At 42.3% G+C, this 18,472-nt stretch carries 11 protein-coding genes; 7 read left to right on the top strand and 4 right to left on the bottom strand.

Annotated features, from left to right (window positions below):
* Positions 1 to 211: 211 nt before the first annotated feature.
* From AK824_RS05195 to AK824_RS05180, 4 genes are all read left to right on the top strand, one after another.
* Complete coding sequence (locus AK824_RS05195; protein ID WP_057759411.1) at positions 212 to 676, top strand: hypothetical protein; 465 nt, start codon at positions 212 to 214, stop codon at positions 674 to 676.
* A 74-nt stretch (positions 677 to 750) separates the two neighbouring features.
* Complete coding sequence (locus AK824_RS05190; protein ID WP_057759410.1) at positions 751 to 2,796, top strand: hypothetical protein; 2,046 nt, start codon at positions 751 to 753, stop codon at positions 2,794 to 2,796.
* Between the two features lie 118 nt (positions 2,797 to 2,914).
* A complete protein-coding gene (locus AK824_RS05185; protein ID WP_057759408.1) occupies positions 2,915 to 8,242 on the top strand; it encodes an SdrD B-like domain-containing protein in 5,328 nt (1,775 codons plus the stop codon).
* Positions 8,243 to 8,397: 155 nt separating this feature from the next.
* Entirely contained in the window at positions 8,398 to 9,174 is a 777-nt protein-coding gene (locus tag AK824_RS05180; RefSeq protein ID WP_057759406.1) for a hypothetical protein, read from the top strand.
* Positions 9,175 to 9,290: 116 nt separating this feature from the next.
* Here AK824_RS05180 and AK824_RS05175 read toward each other — a convergent pair whose 3' ends face one another.
* The 4 genes from AK824_RS05175 to glpK all read right to left on the bottom strand — a co-directional run bounded on the left by AK824_RS05175 (position 9,291) and on the right by glpK (position 13,887).
* Positions 9,291 to 9,983, bottom strand: a complete 693-nt coding sequence (locus AK824_RS05175; protein ID WP_057759404.1) for a TetR/AcrR family transcriptional regulator — start codon at positions 9,981 to 9,983, stop codon at positions 9,291 to 9,293.
* Positions 9,984 to 10,220: 237 nt separating this feature from the next.
* On the bottom strand, positions 10,221 to 11,243 hold the full coding sequence (locus AK824_RS05170) for an endonuclease/exonuclease/phosphatase family protein (protein ID WP_057759403.1): 1,023 nt from the start codon (positions 11,241 to 11,243) through the stop codon (positions 10,221 to 10,223).
* A gap of 266 nt (positions 11,244 to 11,509) precedes the next feature.
* The gene (locus AK824_RS05165) at positions 11,510 to 12,022 is read right to left on the bottom strand and encodes a hypothetical protein (protein ID WP_057759401.1); all 513 of its coding nucleotides are present in this window, start codon (positions 12,020 to 12,022) and stop codon (positions 11,510 to 11,512) included.
* A 254-nt stretch (positions 12,023 to 12,276) separates the two neighbouring features.
* On the bottom strand, positions 12,277 to 13,887 hold the full coding sequence (glpK, locus tag AK824_RS05160) for a glycerol kinase GlpK (RefSeq protein ID WP_057759399.1): 1,611 nt from the start codon (positions 13,885 to 13,887) through the stop codon (positions 12,277 to 12,279).
* 706 nt (positions 13,888 to 14,593) lie between these two features.
* Here glpK and AK824_RS05155 point away from each other — a divergent pair.
* The 3 genes from AK824_RS05155 (at position 14,594) to AK824_RS05145 (ending at position 18,469) form a co-directional block, all read left to right on the top strand.
* Positions 14,594 to 16,252, top strand: a complete 1,659-nt coding sequence (locus AK824_RS05155) for a TolC family protein (RefSeq protein ID WP_057759397.1) — start codon at positions 14,594 to 14,596, stop codon at positions 16,250 to 16,252.
* A gap of 102 nt (positions 16,253 to 16,354) precedes the next feature.
* The gene (locus AK824_RS05150) at positions 16,355 to 17,221 is read left to right on the top strand and encodes a YihY/virulence factor BrkB family protein (protein WP_057759396.1); all 867 of its coding nucleotides are present in this window, start codon (positions 16,355 to 16,357) and stop codon (positions 17,219 to 17,221) included.
* A gap of 48 nt (positions 17,222 to 17,269) precedes the next feature.
* A complete protein-coding gene (locus AK824_RS05145; RefSeq protein WP_082624575.1) occupies positions 17,270 to 18,469 on the top strand; it encodes an HlyD family secretion protein in 1,200 nt (399 codons plus the stop codon).
* The last annotated feature ends 3 nt before the right edge of the window (positions 18,470 to 18,472 follow it).

Here is an 18,472-nt window from a genome sequence, read left to right as displayed (position 1 = left end):
CTGTCTAGCTAGACAGGGCTTTTACCGTTTGTATACTCCAAAATGCCAGTTGTCATTTTTGTGATGATTAATTGTATTAATTACGTGAAAATAGAAAAAAGGGAGAGAGGTGCCTTCTAAAAGCCCTACAGGTATTAGATTTCAGGCTACTCAATCACAACTTACAAGCTTAGCTTTTTGCTAAAAGTAATAGTCCAAGAAAGGATTTTATATGAAACGTTTCAAACTTTTACACAGCATTTTATTAGCCACCGTTGCTTCTACTTGTTTGTTGAATGTCGCCCATGCTGATGATGCTTTGAAAATGGAATTGACGGCTGACAAAGTAACCAAAAATGCAGATGGTAAAACTGTTTATTCGGCAGTAAGCACTGCGCCAGCAGGCACTGTAATCCAATACAAAGCGAATTATACAAATACCATCAACAAAGACATTAACGACTTGATGGTGACACTACCTATCCCTGCAAACATGACATTCACTGGTGAGGCATACCCTGCAAGTGCACAGGCCAGCACTGATGGTAAGAACTATGCTGATATGCCTCTCATGCGTAAGGTGAATGGCAAGATGGTTCAAGTTCCATACTCTGATTACCGTACTTTACGCTGGAATATCAAGTTATTACCAGCTAAGAAATCAGCTGCTGTGGCTTTAAACACCACTGTGAACTAATTTAGCAGATATTAAGTAATTTTTAACGTTTCAATTCTTAACTCGACTTTTCACTATCAATCTTGGAGTACTACATGAAATCAAATACCTTTAACCATAGCCTGTTAGCTGTTGGTGTCGCTGCAGTAATGGGCATCTCTACAGGCGCTATGGCCGAAACTAAAACAGCCAAAGGTGCAGTCGTTATTAATAACACTGCAAAAGCCAGCTATAGTGTAGATGGTGTTGCTCAGAACGAAGTTGAATCAAACAAAGTTACGGTCAACGTATCTGAAACTGGTTCTTTCTCATTAATTGCACAAAATGCAGATGGCAATCCTGGTGATGATTTAAACGCTGGCTTAGTAGTGGTTCCTACTGGCGTGGCTCAGTTTACCCATCGCTTAGAAAACTTAGGTAACCTGACTGATACCTATACTATGGCATTAACTAACAAGACTGACGATACGAAAAACTTTGATCTTGCTGCTACTAAAGTAACTTATGTTGTTTATAAAGACAACGGTACCGTGGTTAGAACTGTTGCCGACATAACAGGTACTGCCTTTACTAACACTGCCATTGTTCTAGAAAAAGATGAGTACGCAGTCATTACGGTCAATGGTAAAACAACTGCCAATGTAGGCGGTGATACTCAGAATTTGACCCTAACGGCTAAGAGTACATATCTAGCTAATAAAGGAACAGCTGCTGAAGCTACGGCTACCAATACTGATGAATCAATCACTAAATTACCAGTATTTAGTATTGTAAAATCAGTTTCACAGACGCTAGATATCAATAACCCTGACGCTACTGCAGAGTATACGATTACGGTTAAGAACGATAACTCAGTGACCTATGCTGCTGATGCTGTTGGTATCAAAATTATTGACAACTTACCAGAAGGTTTAAAGCTAGTAACGAGCTCTTTGACAGCAGCTAGCATTACAACTACTGGTTCTGCAACCAAAGGAACTATTGCTCAAAACAATAAAGGCTTTGGTTCAAGTGCTACGATTGATGGTTTCGAGATTACTGGTGTTAACCTTCCAGTAGGTCAGACTATTACGATTAAATTCAAAGTACAAAAAGATGCTGACGAGACACTAGCGAAAAGTACGGTCAACCATGTAAACATCGAAGCACCTTTGGGCGGTGGCAGTAACGTGACTGTTATCGATAGTACTGATGGCACCAATGGTGGCGAAAACACAAACACTTATTATCCAAGCGGCGCTGACACCGAAAACGAGAATGGTACTGCTCCAAGTACACCAGGTGGTGACTCAACTCAGCCATTAACATCTAATCAACGTGCAGTAACGTTAACAGGTCCAACCACTAGAGAAGTGCCAAATACTTCGACGGCAGCTACTCAAGCGGTACATCAAACAGTCATTACCAACACTGGTCGCGAAACTGAAGGCGCTAATGCTGGCGAGCTGAAATTTAAGATCGAAGATGTTGGTCTTAATGCCAATGTAGAACCTTCTAAGACTGGCAATATTACACTCGTTTATGACAAAGACGGTGACCCAGCTACTACTAATGATCGTACGACTGCTACCCTGCCATACAACGAAACTGGTGAATATGATATCAAATCTGCCTTCCCAGCAGGTATAGCACCTAAAGGCACTGTAACCATCAGCTACAACGTTGTATCAACAGCTGCTGTAACTGATACTACTGAAAACACTAAGGTTACTTTGATTCCAGGCGGTACCGATAAGCCTGTAGCTCCTGCTCCTGTTGTTGACACCACCAGTGTTAAAGGTGTGGCATTGGTTAAGAGCCAAGCGCTAGATGCTACTTGTAGCGGCAATGTTGCTGACAGTGCATTCAGTTCTTCTACTACTGCACTAGAAGCAGAGCCTGGACAATGTGTCGTTTATAAAATCGTAGCGACCAACACATTTTCAAGCTATCCCGTTACTAACTTAGTGATCTCGGATTTACTGTCTAACTTCTCAGCAGGTGCTACGGTTCAGACTATTTCTCCAACTACCCTAACTGGTACAGGCAGTACCGTTACTGTTGCAGCTAACAACAATAACACGTCGATTAATACAACAGTAAATCCGCTAGCAGCTACTAATACGGCTACACTAAAATTCTCAATCAAAATCAAACCATAATTAATCTACAAGCATTCTAGAATGCTTGTAGTTATACCCTCTAGCTTGAATTGTGCACATATTATTCAAGCTAGAGACTTATTACTCCCTTTGTGTTTTATTGGATAAGCGACCTATTATGACATCTACTGTAATCAATACGTCTAAAAGCATCACATTGTGTACAGCGAAGATTTCAGCGCTGTCATTTGCAATGTTGCTTATGCAATCAAATACCGCATCTGCTGCAACTGATTCATTGGTCCAGCTGATCAATAATACTGCTCAGGCCAGCTATAATGTTGACAGTGAGACCAGTACGACTATCAGTACTGACTCAAACCAAGTACAAGTAAAAGCTTCAAATTTACCTGAATATGGTATCAGTTTGACTCAACATGCTTTACGCACAGTCATGCCTAATACACAGGTAAGTTGGGTCAACGTACTAAGTAACACCAGCTATAGTGATCAGACTGTCGAGCTGACACTTGCTATATCGCCAACTGTCTCTAATTTAAAGGTCTATCAAGATCTTAATAATAATGGAGAAGTGGATTCAGAAGATCGACAAATCATGCTCGATAACCTGAGCGCTCAGATCAAACTTGGTCAGAGTGAGAGTATTCAGCTTATCGTACAGGCACTATCAGATGCCAATGGTGAAGATGGCGATACTGCCGACGTAAAGATTGGCGCTATCATATTAGAAGATCCATCAATAGCAGCTGTTGAAGCAATTGACAGACTGCTTATCATCGAGCCTGAAATCAAATTTACAACTCCTCAATTTGATGGCACCAAAGTCGACTCGCAAATCGGTGACAACGTTTATATTGATGCCAGTTACGCGCAGTGTAACGTGCAATCTGATAAACCTGATCAAGTATGGATTACTGTTAAGTCGCCGATGACTGGTGATACTTACTCTTTGAAAGGCATCGAGACTGGAAACAACACAGGTAAGTATCACTTATCTGCACCAACACAGAATAATGCCAATGCTATTGACGATAAACTGATTCAGACATTGGTCGACGATACGTTGACTGCTGATTTCACAGCTTGTATCGATCCTTCTGTTGGCACAGGTGCTGATCAGCTACCAAATGGTAGCGATCTTACTGTACGTGTCGATAATCTGAGCTCTCAAGTAAACATCATCGATAATAATGCAAGCCTAGTCGTCACTAAAGAAAGCGATGTCAAAACTGCAGAGCTTGGTGATTATGTCAGCTATACCATCGATATTACCAATAACGGCAAATCTACTGCTTATGATGTACAACTAAAAGATGCCTTACCGCGTGGCTTTGACTACGTTGAGAATAGTGTGCGTGTTAGTCCAACGACTAATACTGATATCAATCAAGCACAGACTACCGAGTTTAAAGCTGATGGTAAATACCAGGTATTGAGCCTAGGAAACATGGCAGTTAACGAAAGTAAAAAAGTTACTTATCGTGTGCTCATCGGTGCGTCATCGCTAGGCGGCGATGGTATTAACCGCGCCACCGCAGTTGCTAGAAATGATCAAGGTCAAAGCGTCGGCTCAAGAGAAGCGCAGTGGAAGATTGATGTAGAGCGCGGCGTGATGAATACTGATGGTATTATCGTCGGTAAGGTCTATCACGATGTCAACCGCGACGGCATTCAGCAAAAAGAAGACGGCGAACTTGGTGTCGCTGGTGTACGTATCTATATGGAGAACGGCAACTTCATCGTGACTGATCCTGAAGGTAAATATAATTTCTATGGTATCAGTGCCAAAACACACGTACTAAAGGTCGATCGTACTACTATTCCTAGAGAAACTGAGCTGGTTACCCAAAGCAATCGCAATGCTGGTGATGCCGGTAGTCGTTTTGTTGATTTGAAATACGGCGAATTACATCGTGCGGATTTTGCAATCGTTGGTGGCATGGCAGATAGCACTGAGCGCTTAAACGCTGAATTAATTGCTCGTAGCAAATTAGTAGAATCTAAAAATGACACGTTAGAGCAAGCGGTAAAAACCGAGCTGACTTTAGATCCTGACTATGATACCGATACTACCGATAATGTAGAGGCTAGTGGTTGTAACATCAATGGTGACTTAGACCTTGGTAATAGCTGTGATTCGGCTATCGTTAATGACATGGTCAATCCAGCAGATAGCCGTGTTGATATGACAGTAACAACTGTTGCTCCGCCAGTAGAAAAAGAGCTTGAAGAATACTTAAAAGAAGTGGCGAGTAATGATGTTGCCTTCATCAACCTAAACGAAGGTCAGCAGCTTAGCACTTATAAACAAATGGTACAGGTTCAGGCACCACTAGGCTCAACTTTCACCTTGTATGCCAATGGCAAGCCAGTATCAGAACAAAAAATAGGTAAAACTGCTGAGCAAGAAAAACAGAATGTAACGGCTTTCGATTACTATGCTGTTGATTTACAGCGCGGCAAGAACACTTTACGCGGTGTTGCGACTGATATAAATGGACAGGTCATCTCTGAGCAGACGATCAAGGTATTAACTCCTGATAGCCTACAAACTATCGACTACCGTACTCAAGCACAGTTAGTTCCAGCTGATGGTATTAGTGAGTACCAAATCGTCATCAGCCTAAAAGATCGTGATGGTCGTCCATATATTGCATCAACTCCGATTACTATCGATACAAATATCGGTCGAGTCAATCTAAAAGATAGCAGTCAAGATAAAGCAGGCACTCAAGTAATCGTATCTGGTGGTGAACTATTAATACCCGTAACTGCACCTAGCGTACCAGGTAAGGGCGAGCTAGTAATTGACACTGGTAGTAGCAAACAAATCATTCCGTTACAGTTCACCGCTCAACTACGTCCACTACTTGCTGTTGGTATTGTAGAAGGTGCTATTTCACTAAAAGACTTTGATGGTAGCAGCATTACCGATGCTCAAGGTGCATTTGAGCAAGAGCTAAATGACTTTGCTGGTAATGATGATTACACAGCTTCTGGTCGTGCCGCGATGTTCCTCAAAGGAAAAGTACGTGGCGACTATCTGCTAACGCTTGCATATGATAGTGATAAAAAAGGCGAGCGTTTGTTCCGTGATATCGAGCCTGGCGAATATTATCCTGTCTATGGTGACTCATCAGCTAAAGGCTTCGATGCACAATCTACTAGCAAGCTTTACGTGCGCCTTGATAAAGGTCGCTCGTTCGCTATGTATGGTGATTTGAAAACGCAAATTGATAACGATGAAGGTATCAAGCTTGGTCAATACAACCGTACATTAACTGGCCTAAAGACTCAATTTGAAGATAGCAATACTCGTGTTACTGCCTTTTTAGCAGAGACCAGTACTAGCCAACGGGTAAATGAGACTCGAGGTTTAGGCATTTCAGGCCCATATCCATTGGCTGAGAACTTCGATGCGGTATTAGAAAACTCTGAAACGGTTGAAGTTATTACTCGTGACGCCAACAACCCTGGGCTTATTATCAATCGTGAGACGCTTACTCGCTTTGCTGATTATGAGATTGACCCCATCAGCCGCAGCTTATTCTTAACTGCACCGATTGCTAGTCAAGATATCGAAGGCAACCCTATCTATATCCGTGTCACTGTAGAAGTTGATGAAGGCGGTGAAGATTACTTCGTCGGTGGTATTGCAGCGAAGCAGCAACTAACGGATAAAGTCGCCATCGGTGGTAGCTATGTGAATAGCGATGACCCATTGAATAAAGAAGAGTTGGCTAGTGTTAATAGTGTTGTTAAATTCAATGATAAGCTAAAGCTGGTCGCAGAATATGCGATGAACAAAGCTGAGAACCCAAATTTTCAGTCAAGTAATCAAATCAACGCGACAGAATTGACTGATAGTGATGTTGAAGGTAACGCACTACGTATTGAGCTTGATTTTGATAATAAGAAAAATACACGAGCTAAAGCTTATTATAATGATGCTGACGAAGGTTTTGTCACTGGTGCATCACCGCTTACGGCTGGACGTACTGAGTCTGGTGTAGAGGTTACTCATACTCTAAATGATAAGCAGACTGCTCTTAAGTTAGAAGGCATACGCACAGAAGAGCATACTACTGACGCTAGCCGCGAAGGTGTGCAAGCAAGCGTTGAGCATCGTTTAAGTGAAAACATCGTTGGTGAAATTGGGGTTCGTTATTACAAACAAGACGCAACTGCTGCCTCACGTAATACTCAAGCCGCGACAGACGTTGTAGATATTACAGATGACACTTTGTTTAATGATGACATCATCAATCAGTCAGCGTTGAGCAGCGTTAGTAACGCTGAAGAAGACATTGAAGGTACGACTGTTCGTGCTCGTATTACCTCTCGTCTACCTAAGTTAAATAACAGCTTGGTATTTGCAGAGTATGAGCAAGATATCGAAAACAGCTCACGTAATGCAACTTCTATCGGTGGTGAGACAGCACTTGGGGACTTAGGTCGTCTATACGCTCGTCATGATTTGATCAACAGCCTATCTGGTACTTATGGTCTGGATGATACAGATGAGCGTCAACGTACCACTGTTGGCTTTGACGCGACTTACATGAAAGATGGTAAGGTTTATAGCGAATACCGCATGCGCGATGCCATTAGTGCACGTGAGGCAGAAGCAGCCATCGGTCTAAAAAACAAGTGGTATATTCAAGAAGGGCTAACCTTAAACACTTTATTTGAGCGTGTCGAGTCTCTGGAAGGTGAAGAAAGTAACACTGCGACAGCAGCAGGTATCGGTGTTGAATATCTTGCCAAAGAGAATTATAAAGCATCAGGACGTTTTGAAAAACGTTGGGGTGAAACAAGTGATACGCTACTTGGTAGTGCTGGTATCGCCTATCGCTATACTGATGAGATTACCTTTTTAGCCAAAGATATCTATTCACGCACTGACTATAGTGATGGCGATCGCACTATCAATCGTTTTCAGCTAGGTGCTGCGTATCGTGACTACGATAGCAATCAGTTAGATATGCTTGCAAAATTCGAATATCGTTTGGATGATAATAATACTGGCGATGACGCTTATCAAAAAGACACCATGATTTGGTCATGGAATGGTAATTACCATCCTACGCGTCCGCTAACCTTGTCTGGACGTTATGCTGGTAAGTATACAGAATACGAAGCAGACAGCTTAACCAGCGATAACACGGCTCACGCTGTTTATGGCCGCGGTCTTTATGACATCAGTGAGCGCTGGGATATTGGATTACAAGCAGGTACTTACTGGAATGATCAGGCAAATGACTTGGCTTATATGCTTGGTGCAGAAGTGGGTTATAGCCCAATGACCAACCTTTGGTTATCACTTGGTTATAACTTCATGGGCTTTGAAGATGAAGATATTGCTTATGACGACAGTACTCAGCAAGGTGCTTACTTTAGATTGCGCTTTAAGTTCGATGAAGACTTATTTGAACGTGAAGACCCACGTAAGAACCAACGTCTGAGCAGCAACTCTGCATTTTAATTGTTTGATACTAATGATACTGTCGTAAGTACAACCTTATGACAGTATCATGATTGTCTTATGACAAATTATTTTGTCATTCAATAAACAATTAGGTCAGCCCTAGTAATGGTAAATAATACCAACGTTTATTACCTTAACATAAGGTTTACACCATGTTTGATTCAGCCATCAAAGCAGCACCTTTCAAGCGCTCAGTATACGTTACACTATCAGCTTTATTCTCGTTAACCTTTATGCAGCCAGCTTTAGCTAAGAGTGAGACTATCCAAGTGGCTAACTCAACTAGCATGGCTAAATACTGCCGTGATGATAGTCAGACTCAAGCACGCTCTTATAGATATCAAAGCGAACAACAACGCCTATTAAATTGTATGGTCACGCAATTAAAACCTTATCAGCAAAAAGGCAAGACAGCAGCTCAACAGTATTTCGCTTATAAAGCGCAAGCGTGGTTGAACTATGCCATTCATCAAGACAGTATGAATAGCCGCTCATCCGCAGGTCAAGTTGCGTTAGAAATGGCAGAGCCTATATTGCAAGCGCTAGATAATGACACGGTACAAGACTTGGGCCTGCATCAAGATATTCCGTCTACCTCTGCCTTGATGCGTCCTGATCTATGGGCAACTTTAAGCGCGCTTAAAGACGGTGATGGCATAGCGTCAGCACCACGTGAGATAGCATTTAGTGAAGTGGCTTTGATTTGGGCTGCGACCAATCAATGCGCACGAGGCTGGCGCGAATCTGGTATGCATTTTCGCATGGCTGATCGCTGGCTTGAACAAGCTCGCGAAGCTTACGTCAATACTAATAACTCACAGACCAATGTAGCGCTAGAGAAGTCAATAGTCAGTTATCATAAGCAGTACTCGCCTTTAGACGCGAGCGATGATACTTGCCGTGGACAAGATTTGACATCTAACCGTTAGAATAATTGCTGTTTTATTAAGAATATGACTTTCTATTACTTCAAATCTTATACTAAAAATTAGACGCGAAAAAGCCGACATATTTGTCGGCTTTTTTATGTTTAAAGTAAGCTCAATTATCGGTTTTTACGTGGCAACTTTTCTGGTAGGTAACAACGTAAATAAGCAATAAATGCTGTATTTGCTTCTTGGATATACTCTTCAGTAATACTCTGATGACGGCGATAAGACAACGTAAAGATAGCATTTACGATGCTATAAGCAATCAACAAGGTATCTTGGATATCATGGAAGTTTGGCATCTCATAACGCTCTGACAAACGCTTATAGACCAGATCAACAATTTGATGATCCATATCTTCACCAAAACTGTCACCTTCAAAATCGGGTGTATTGGTGTCATAGATAAGCTTGGCTTTGGTCTCATCATTATGGAATATCGTAATACAACGATCGATAAGCGCCGTTAAATACCCTTGCCATCTGTCATAGTTGCCAATATCAACCGTCTCTACCATCTCTAATATTTCAATCGCATTCAAAAAACGCAATGCTAAAAATATTGCTTCAATATTAGGGAAGAAATGGTAAGCAGAAGCTCTTGGTATGCCCGCTTCTTCACACACAGCCGCTAACGTAATATCGTTAATAGCATGTGTTTCGCTCAACTTTTTGGCACCAGCCAATAGTTTTTGACGACGTGCACGACCTTGCTGGCTAGTAAACTTAAACTTATTAGGTACAAGCTTCTTTGCCAATTCCGAATCTACCAACACATCTTCGATCTTTTCGTCTTTGTTATCACTCATTGTAAATCTCTTAATGTTACGCCCTATTTTATAAATATAATCTTCATCGAATAGTAATTATCCTCAAATCAAGGATAGTTGCCTGTTGGCTAAAATATAAAGCCTATATGGTCACTACTATATTCAATGCAGAGGCATCATAAACGCTTGCACATTATCAAGCAAGGGACATGAATAGGTTGAAAAATAATACTACGATCAGCAATTTAATAGAGCTAACCGTCTAATTTTATAAAGTTAATCATTGAGTTTTATTTTCGCCCTTATAATACCATGATCAGTGACTCTATCGGCATAGTCCCACTTCAAATGATCATTAAAATAATCGACCCGTTCAACATAACCGAGCGAAAACTTACTATCAGACAAAAACTCTTCTGAGACAAATAACTGGTCGATAACTTCTGGCATGCCTTGATATATATGGGTATAGGCAACATCCTTCATCCAGCCATATCGTGCTTGAATACGAGCAGCATCAAAAAGTGCGACATCACGCATACTTTTATCATAATTAACCTCCCCAGTTTCTGTCATCAACTGAGTAGTCACGCTACCTGTGACATCATTCATATCGCCCAATAGAATCAATGGTTCACGGGTATGTTGCAATCGCTCTATAATAGACATACGGATAGAGGCCGCTTCTGCCGCGCGCATACATAAACTACGAAGCTTGGCGCGAACTCGAATATTCGGATCGTCCATGTCTTCTAATAGGTCACCATTTTCGTCACGTAAGAAAAAAGCACGTTTGCTTTTTAGGTGCGCTGTAATAATTGTAATGGGCTGCCCGTACGCGTCAACACGTAATACTAATGGAGGACGGTTGAAGCGTTGATAAGGACCAATATCAGGTACATCAATAATGGCTTTTGGTGCTATACCTTTTAGCAAACTGGTTTCTAACTGCTCAAATCGGCTGATAATACCGACAGCAGGTGTATTCTGTGCACCCATGCCTTTGGTGTATATACTCGCGCTATCGTTACTGGCAAGTGGAATGACCGCATGTTCGGGCTTGAAACCTAGTGAAACAGCCAGCGCCTCTAATGCATCACTATCCCAAACCTCTTGTACTGCGATAATGTCAGCATGCGCTTTAGCCAATAAATCTGTAAGACCTCGCAGCTTATGTTCATAGGTTTTATCGTTATAAGCTGGCGCATTTTCATAATAAGTTCGATTAGGGTTCGCAAAGTTCAGCAAGTTTGCCGTTGCGATATAAAACTGTTTATTGCCTTCAGTGTTATTACTCATATATTCCCCATCGCTCTCATTATTATAGTACATAATATTCACGTATGTGTATACGCTGCAAATTTTATGCCTAAAAAAACTCCCAAAGTTAAACCTTGGAAGTTTTAAAATAGCATAAATATTAATAAATAGATTTACTAATAGAATTAGGCATACAATTAATCTATTTTAAGTAATGGTATAGCAATCTCTGACATTAGCTAATTACTAAATGCATTGATTGCCGAGCCGTTTGCCTAAACGTCTTATTAGTTACTTAAACTCTCTTATGATACGCGGTTCCATGCATCACGTGATGCTTGACGCGCTTCGTTCCATTCCATACGAGACTCACCTTTTACTTCGTGCCATGAACGCTCTAAATCTGCTTCATGATCTTCAAAACGAGCATCTACTGGATAACGAGCACGGTTCGCATAACCAACTGCATATGCTGGATGCAAATCACGGTCGAAATCGTATTCTTCTCTATGGTAATCGGCGTTTGCATACTCTGCACGCCAGTACGCTTCTTCGTGAGTTGGGTCAATGGCTTCTGCTGCTGCGTGACCTGCACCGCCACCAACGATAGCACCAATAGCACCACCAATTAGCGTACCTAATGGGCCTGCCATTGTGCCGATAGCTGCACCTGCTGCTGCGCCGCCTACACCGCCGATACCTGTACCTACTGGATGCGAGCCTGGCTCACCGGTAATGATGTCTGCGTTTAAATCTTCTTTTGTCTCTTTTGACATATGTTTTACTTCACTGCGATCGATAGCATCATGGTTACTCATAGTATTGTCCTTAAATTATTTATTATTTATTATTTATTGAATTATTTATCTGCTAAAAACTAGCGGTCTTACTAAATCCAATTGAAGTATAAAAATTTATAGGTAAAGACAGATAGGCAGATTTTGTAAACTGTGTCCGTATTGCGATTATCTTGCGTTACAGCCTGTATCTTTATCACACTTGTGTACGGCAGCCTCATACTTTGAGTAATTATAAATGTACGATCACAATAAATTTACTAAGTAAATCAATCTTATAACGGCATCAGGGACCTTTTGATAGCCTGTTGCCATTTAACAAGATGTCGCTCACGAGTATCAGTCGACATACTTGGTTCAAACACGCGATCTACCTGCCATGAAGCTTTCATGGTCGATTCGTCATATAGCCCAGTTTTCAGTCCTGCGAGGAGTGCTGCGCCCTTTGCCGTAATCTCTGTATCTCTAGGACGTAATACTGGAACACCTAACAAATCTGCTTGGAACTGCATGAGTAAATCGTTATTTGCAGCGCCGCCATCTACTCTCAGCTCAGTCAAAGGATGAGGGCTGTCCTTTTGCATAGCGATAAGCACATCATAGGTTTGATAAGCAACGGCCTCCAATGCAGCGCGTGCAATATGTGCCTTAGTAGTGCCACGGCTCATACCAGTGATGCTAGCGCTAATATCCGAACGCCAGTAAGGCGCGCCCAATCCAGTAAAAGCAGGTAATAGAACGACATCTTCGCTACTGTTTACTTGACGGGCTAAGTCTTCGACGTCACTACTCTGCTGAATCATACCCAAATTATCACGCAGCCATTGAACGATAGCCCCTGCCATAAAGACACTGCCCTCTAGGGCATAAGTGACTTCCTTTTTGGGCGGTTGTAGCATGCGTTTGCCTGACTGTACGATTTGGTCAAATGATAAATTGTCCGGACGAATTGGTGACGTTTTACGTTGCCATGCGATGGTGGTTAGCAGCTTATGCTCACTCAATTTTGGCTGTTGGCCAATATTCATTAGCATAAAGCAGCCTGTACCATAAGTGTTTTTGGCCATGCCTGCATCAAGACAACCTTGTCCAAAGAGCGCTGCTTGCTGATCACCCAATACTGCTTGAATGGGTATTTGCTTTGCAAACAGGCCTTTTTTGGTTTTGCCAAAATCGCCGTCGGACGGTAGTACTTTAGGCAATATATGCATAGGTATAGCAAAACGGTCACAAAGTGTCTCTGACCATGCCAGCTTATGGATATCGAATAACAATGTACGAGAAGCATTGGTCACATCAATGACATGTTCACCGCCTGTGAGCTTATAAATCAGCCAACTATCAATCGTGCCGACCGCTATCTCACCTCTGCTGGCTCGTACACTCAGCTTCGAGTTGTTTTCGAGTAACCAAGCAATCTTACTGGCACTAAAATACGGATCTAAACGCAGACCTGTAATACGCTGTACTTCATGTGCCATATTGACGCTATCAATGCTCTGATGCACAGGGTCATTCATGCTATTGGTAGCGCTTTCAGCAGCAAGCGTCTTACAGTAATTTGCGGTACGCCTGTCTTGCCAAATGATGGCAGGAGCCAGTGGCTTGCCAGTTTGCTTATCCCACATCACAATCGACTCACGCTGATTGGTAATCGCGATACTGGTAACGTCAGTGGCAAGCAACCCTGCCCGATTAATAACATCATGTGCACAGCTAATCTGAGTTTGCCAGATCTGCTGTGCATCTTGTTCAACGAATCCAGCTCTTGGTGTTTGCAGCGTCGTTGGCTGTTGTACCATTTTGATAGGACGCGCATGATCATCGTACAATATCGCTCGACTCGATGTGGTCCCTTGATCCAACGCTAAAATATATCCTGCCATGACTCACCCTCTACTGATGTTATTTATTCTATTTGATAGCCATTTAGCGACTATTCATTGACTGCTACTTATTAATTGCTATTGATTGACTGATGCTTATTGAGCGCTTTCTATTCGTTAATTACTGCCTAAATGCTTTAACAATAAAATTAAAAACAAAATCGGTGGTGTTCTAAAAAGTATGCTGGCGATAAAAGTCAATACGAAATCTATGCTAAGTTCTCTGATTCTATAGGGCTTTCAAGGCTTCAAAAATTGTTCAAATTTTAATCAGCATACTTTTTGACACACCATCACAAAATCTATTTAAAAATAAATTGCTTGAATTGAAAACGTCTTGTTGGCTATGTTGTTACTTATAAACAGATATTTAAAAATTAAATCAATCCTCTATCATACCGCTACTGGTCGCACAATAGAAAACGGCAAAATACTGAGCATTGACCCGTCACCATTGTGGCTCTACAGTGTACCTCTTATGACGAATGACCGCTTGTTAGCACTTTTAATATAGACGTATTTTTATATTAGAATATGAATGATTTATTTAAGCATCATTCTTTCGCTAGCTAGCAAATAGTCTATAATAGTTCAGCAACTTTATATGTCCTGAGCTCAGCAACTTTATATCCTGAGCAATGAAACCTATCGGTGCTGTTCCTTATTTTATAATACCTTACATTCTAATTAATGGCTTATGTGACTTATGAAATTCATTTTATCAGCGCTACCGACTGCTATGATGACAGTTGCAGTCATGAGCGTGCCTGTCATGACTTACGCGAGCACTGACGCTGACAGTATAGAAGCGTCAGATGATGTTACACCAGTGGCTGTGACACAAATCATAGATGCTGATAGTCCAACTGAGAATGATAAACCAGCTGTCGCGCCTTTTCTTACAGTACCAAACCCTAATAAGGCTAAATCGCAGGCACTGTCTACGCTTGTGGACCCTATTACACATAAAGCAGTCGATAACAGCTACGCACTAGACGTCTCAAGCTTTTTGAGCTTAGAGCAAGCGCAGAAGCTTCTGGTACAAGTATCACCTAAAATTGCTGCCAATCAAGCAGCGATTGCTGCTAGCGAATACCAAACTGACGCGCTCAGAACCATCGAAAATCCGCTCGTATTTGCTCGAGTATCTGCCAGTGCCTATCATTTAGATGAGGATATAGATTTATCTTCTCTCAGAAGCGGTATCGTCAACGAAGTAAACAACGGGGTAGATAACATAGTCCCTCCGACAGCAGACCTACCAGACTTTGGTGAGCTGGTCGGTGAGCGTATTCCCGACTCCTATAACCTCAAGCGCTCAGGCTCTACGTCGGGTGCAGGACTTGGAGTCGTTTGGCCTATTTATACTGCTGGACGTACAGACGCATTGACTGGTGCCTCGGATGCACGTACGCAAGAAGCGATAGCTGATAGTGTACTGGATAAAAATGAGCTTTATAATACGTTAATTGAGCGTTATTTTAAGGCACAGTTAGCGATTATCGCCGCTTACTTACGAGAAGACGCTTATGATACATTACAGCAGACCGACCATATGGCCGAGCGTCTGTTTGAAGAAGGTTTTATCTCACGTGTCGATAGACTAGAAGCACAGTCTGCGCTTGCGGATGCCAAAAGTGAATCCGTCAATGCCAATAATGACGCGCGCCTAGCTATGATTGCGCTACAGCGTCTACTACGTACCGACTATCGCATCAAGCCAACCACACCGTTGTTTGTCTCTAGTCGCCCTCTACCAGATGTGAGCTACTTTCAGGACTTGGCACTAAACAACCATCCTGGACTGCAAAAAGTCGCAGCCAAGCGGGCACAGGCTCAGCAGTTACATGCGCTATCAGATACGGGCTACAAGCCTACGGTATTGCTATACGGTTATGGTCAGGTGGAGAAAGATCCAAGCTGGGTCGCTGGTATATCTGCCAGTTGGAAGCTATGGGGCGGACTCGATAAAACCGCATCATTAGCATCCAGTAATGCCAAAATTCGTCAGGCCGATCTCTCTGAGATTGAAGTCAGTGACAATTTATTGCTACTGGTAGAAAAAAATTGGCACGATGTCAATAATGCTCAATCACGCTATCAGGCATTGCAAAGCAATGTTGATTTGGCAGCAGAAGTATTACGACTACGACGCTTAGGATTACAAGAAGGTGTAAATACCACCGTTGACGTAGTGCAAGCACAAACGCAATCGCTGAAGGCACGCACCGAGCAAGCACAGGCTGCTAATGACTATGTACAGTCACTGGCTGCCCTTATGCAAAGCTGTGGTACGCCACTTGCTTTTAATGCTTATCTCAATGCCGCTGACATTCAATTGCCTACTTTATATACTGAGCAATGATGTGATATGAGAAACCATAAGTCGTGCTGATAAACGCTTTGTATTACCATAAAGCCGATATCGAAAATACTATTACCAACCCTATTACGAACAGCTGCTTTTATGAAAAAATTGACCTCTAAATCGATAAAAAACTGGCTACAGACGTTACTAGAAACGTGGCGTATTGCCAATAATTCTAACGTTTGGGCGCATTGCGCAAGCGTAGGTTTCTTTGGATTCTTATCAATTTTTCCAGTGATGGCTGTGTTTGTACTGCTTTATGGTCTTGCGTTTTCTCCTGCCGAGATGCAAGAACAAATCGCGCTTTTGAGTCAATTTATACCTGATACAGTATATGAAGTACTCAACTCCCGTCTGAGCGAGTTGGTTTCTACGACTACGTCTGCCCTGACTTTCAGCTTGCTTATATCGTCCTTGCTCGCACTTTATGCGGGCTCCAAAGGTATCAAATCTTTAATTATTCTTATTAATCTTGCGTTTCATATCACTCAGGAGCGTAGTTTTGTACAAAGCACGATTCGCGCAGTTGGTTTGACCTTTGCAGCAGTAGTCGTATTGATTATCGCAGTCTCTTCTATCGCGATTATTCCTTTGGGAGCCGCCTACTTTCCTTTCCCTCAGATAGCTAAGACGATTGCGCTTTGGAGCAGGTGGCCCATATTGACAGGTATCATATTCTTAAGCTTTTTAGGTCTTTATCGTCTAGCCCCAAATCGTGATGCTGTTGCCCTCAAAAAATTGATGCCGGGCGCTGCGTTAGCAACGGTTTTATGGATTATATTGTCCATTTTTTTTTCAATTTATGTGCAAAATTTTAATAATTATAGTGCTGAGTTTGGCGCGCTTTCAGCTGCCGTGGTCATTATGCTATGGCTCTATTATTCAGCATTTATCGTCGCCCTTGGTGCTATTTTTAATGCTGAAACTATAGACAACGCCAAGCCTTATGCGTTTCGAGTGTACTAGTAATAAACCCTTTATTTTCAACTTTGTTGCTTTAGGAATCTCATTGTCATGACAGAATTACCACGCGAATCAGACGACTCAAATAAATCAGCTGATGCAACCGAGTCAGTGACCTCTCAAGATACACAAAATTCAGTCGATCCTGTAGAAGACGTGTCTGATATTAAACCAGAGCAACCGACACCTACTTATAATCGTGACGCCTCTAAAACTGACAAATCTGCACGTATGAAAAAAGGATTACTTGCACTATTCATACTGATTGTCCTTGGTACGATTGCGTACGGCTTATACAAAAGTAACGCGCATAGCGAGCCAGAAGTTATTACGCTGCAAGGACAAATGCAGATGCAGCAAACGTCTATCGCTGCAAAAGTACCAGGGCGTATTGCCCAGATTATGGTAACAGAGGGTGATACGGTAACGGCAGGTCAGCAACTGGTTGAGATGGATTCGCCTGAGATTAATGCCAAGATTAATCAAGCACGTGCTGGTAAGCAAATCGCACAAAGTCAATTAGATAAAGCAGAAAATGGTGCGCGCCCGCAAGAAATCGCCCAAGCAAAAGCCGCTTGGCAAGCTAATAAAGCGGCGTCTGACTTAGCAGAAAACACCTATCAGCGTGTCAATCGCCTTTACGAAGAAGGTTTGATGGCGCGACAAAAGCGCGATGAAGCATATGCGCAATATCTTGCTACTCAAGACCAAACCGAAGCAGCCCGCTTGCAGTATGATTTGGCACTAGAAGGCGCACGTACTGAAGATAAGTCAGCGGCCACTGCACAAGTCGCACAGGTCGATGCAAAACTCGATGAAGCGCTAGTAGCAAAAGAGGAAGCGAACCTAAGAAGTCCTATCGCTGGTATCGTTGACAATGTCATTGTGAGTGCTGGAGAAGTCATCGGTCAAGGGGTTCCGCTTTTGACGTTGGTGGATACCAATGACCAATGGGTAGTACTTAACGTCACTGAGTCTTACTTAAATCAATTTGCTATTGGTCAGACATTTACCGGTACTATCCCAGCGCTGTCATCAGCGGATAAGTCTTATACGAAACAGTTTACCGTCTATGCGACATCGACCTTATCAGACTTTGCCACTTGGCGTCCGACCAATAACGATGATGGTTTTGATGTGCGCACTTTTGAGGTGAAGGCACGACCATCTAAGCCCGATGCTCGTATCCGCTCAGGTATGAGTGTAGTCGTACGTATCAACCCTACTCCTGTCAATCAGAACCAAGAGTAAGCC

It is taken from the genome of Psychrobacter sp. P11G3 (assembly GCF_001435845.1).
Lineage (GTDB): Bacteria > Pseudomonadota > Gammaproteobacteria > Pseudomonadales > Moraxellaceae > Psychrobacter.
This window is presented reverse-complemented; position numbering and strand designations above follow the sequence as displayed.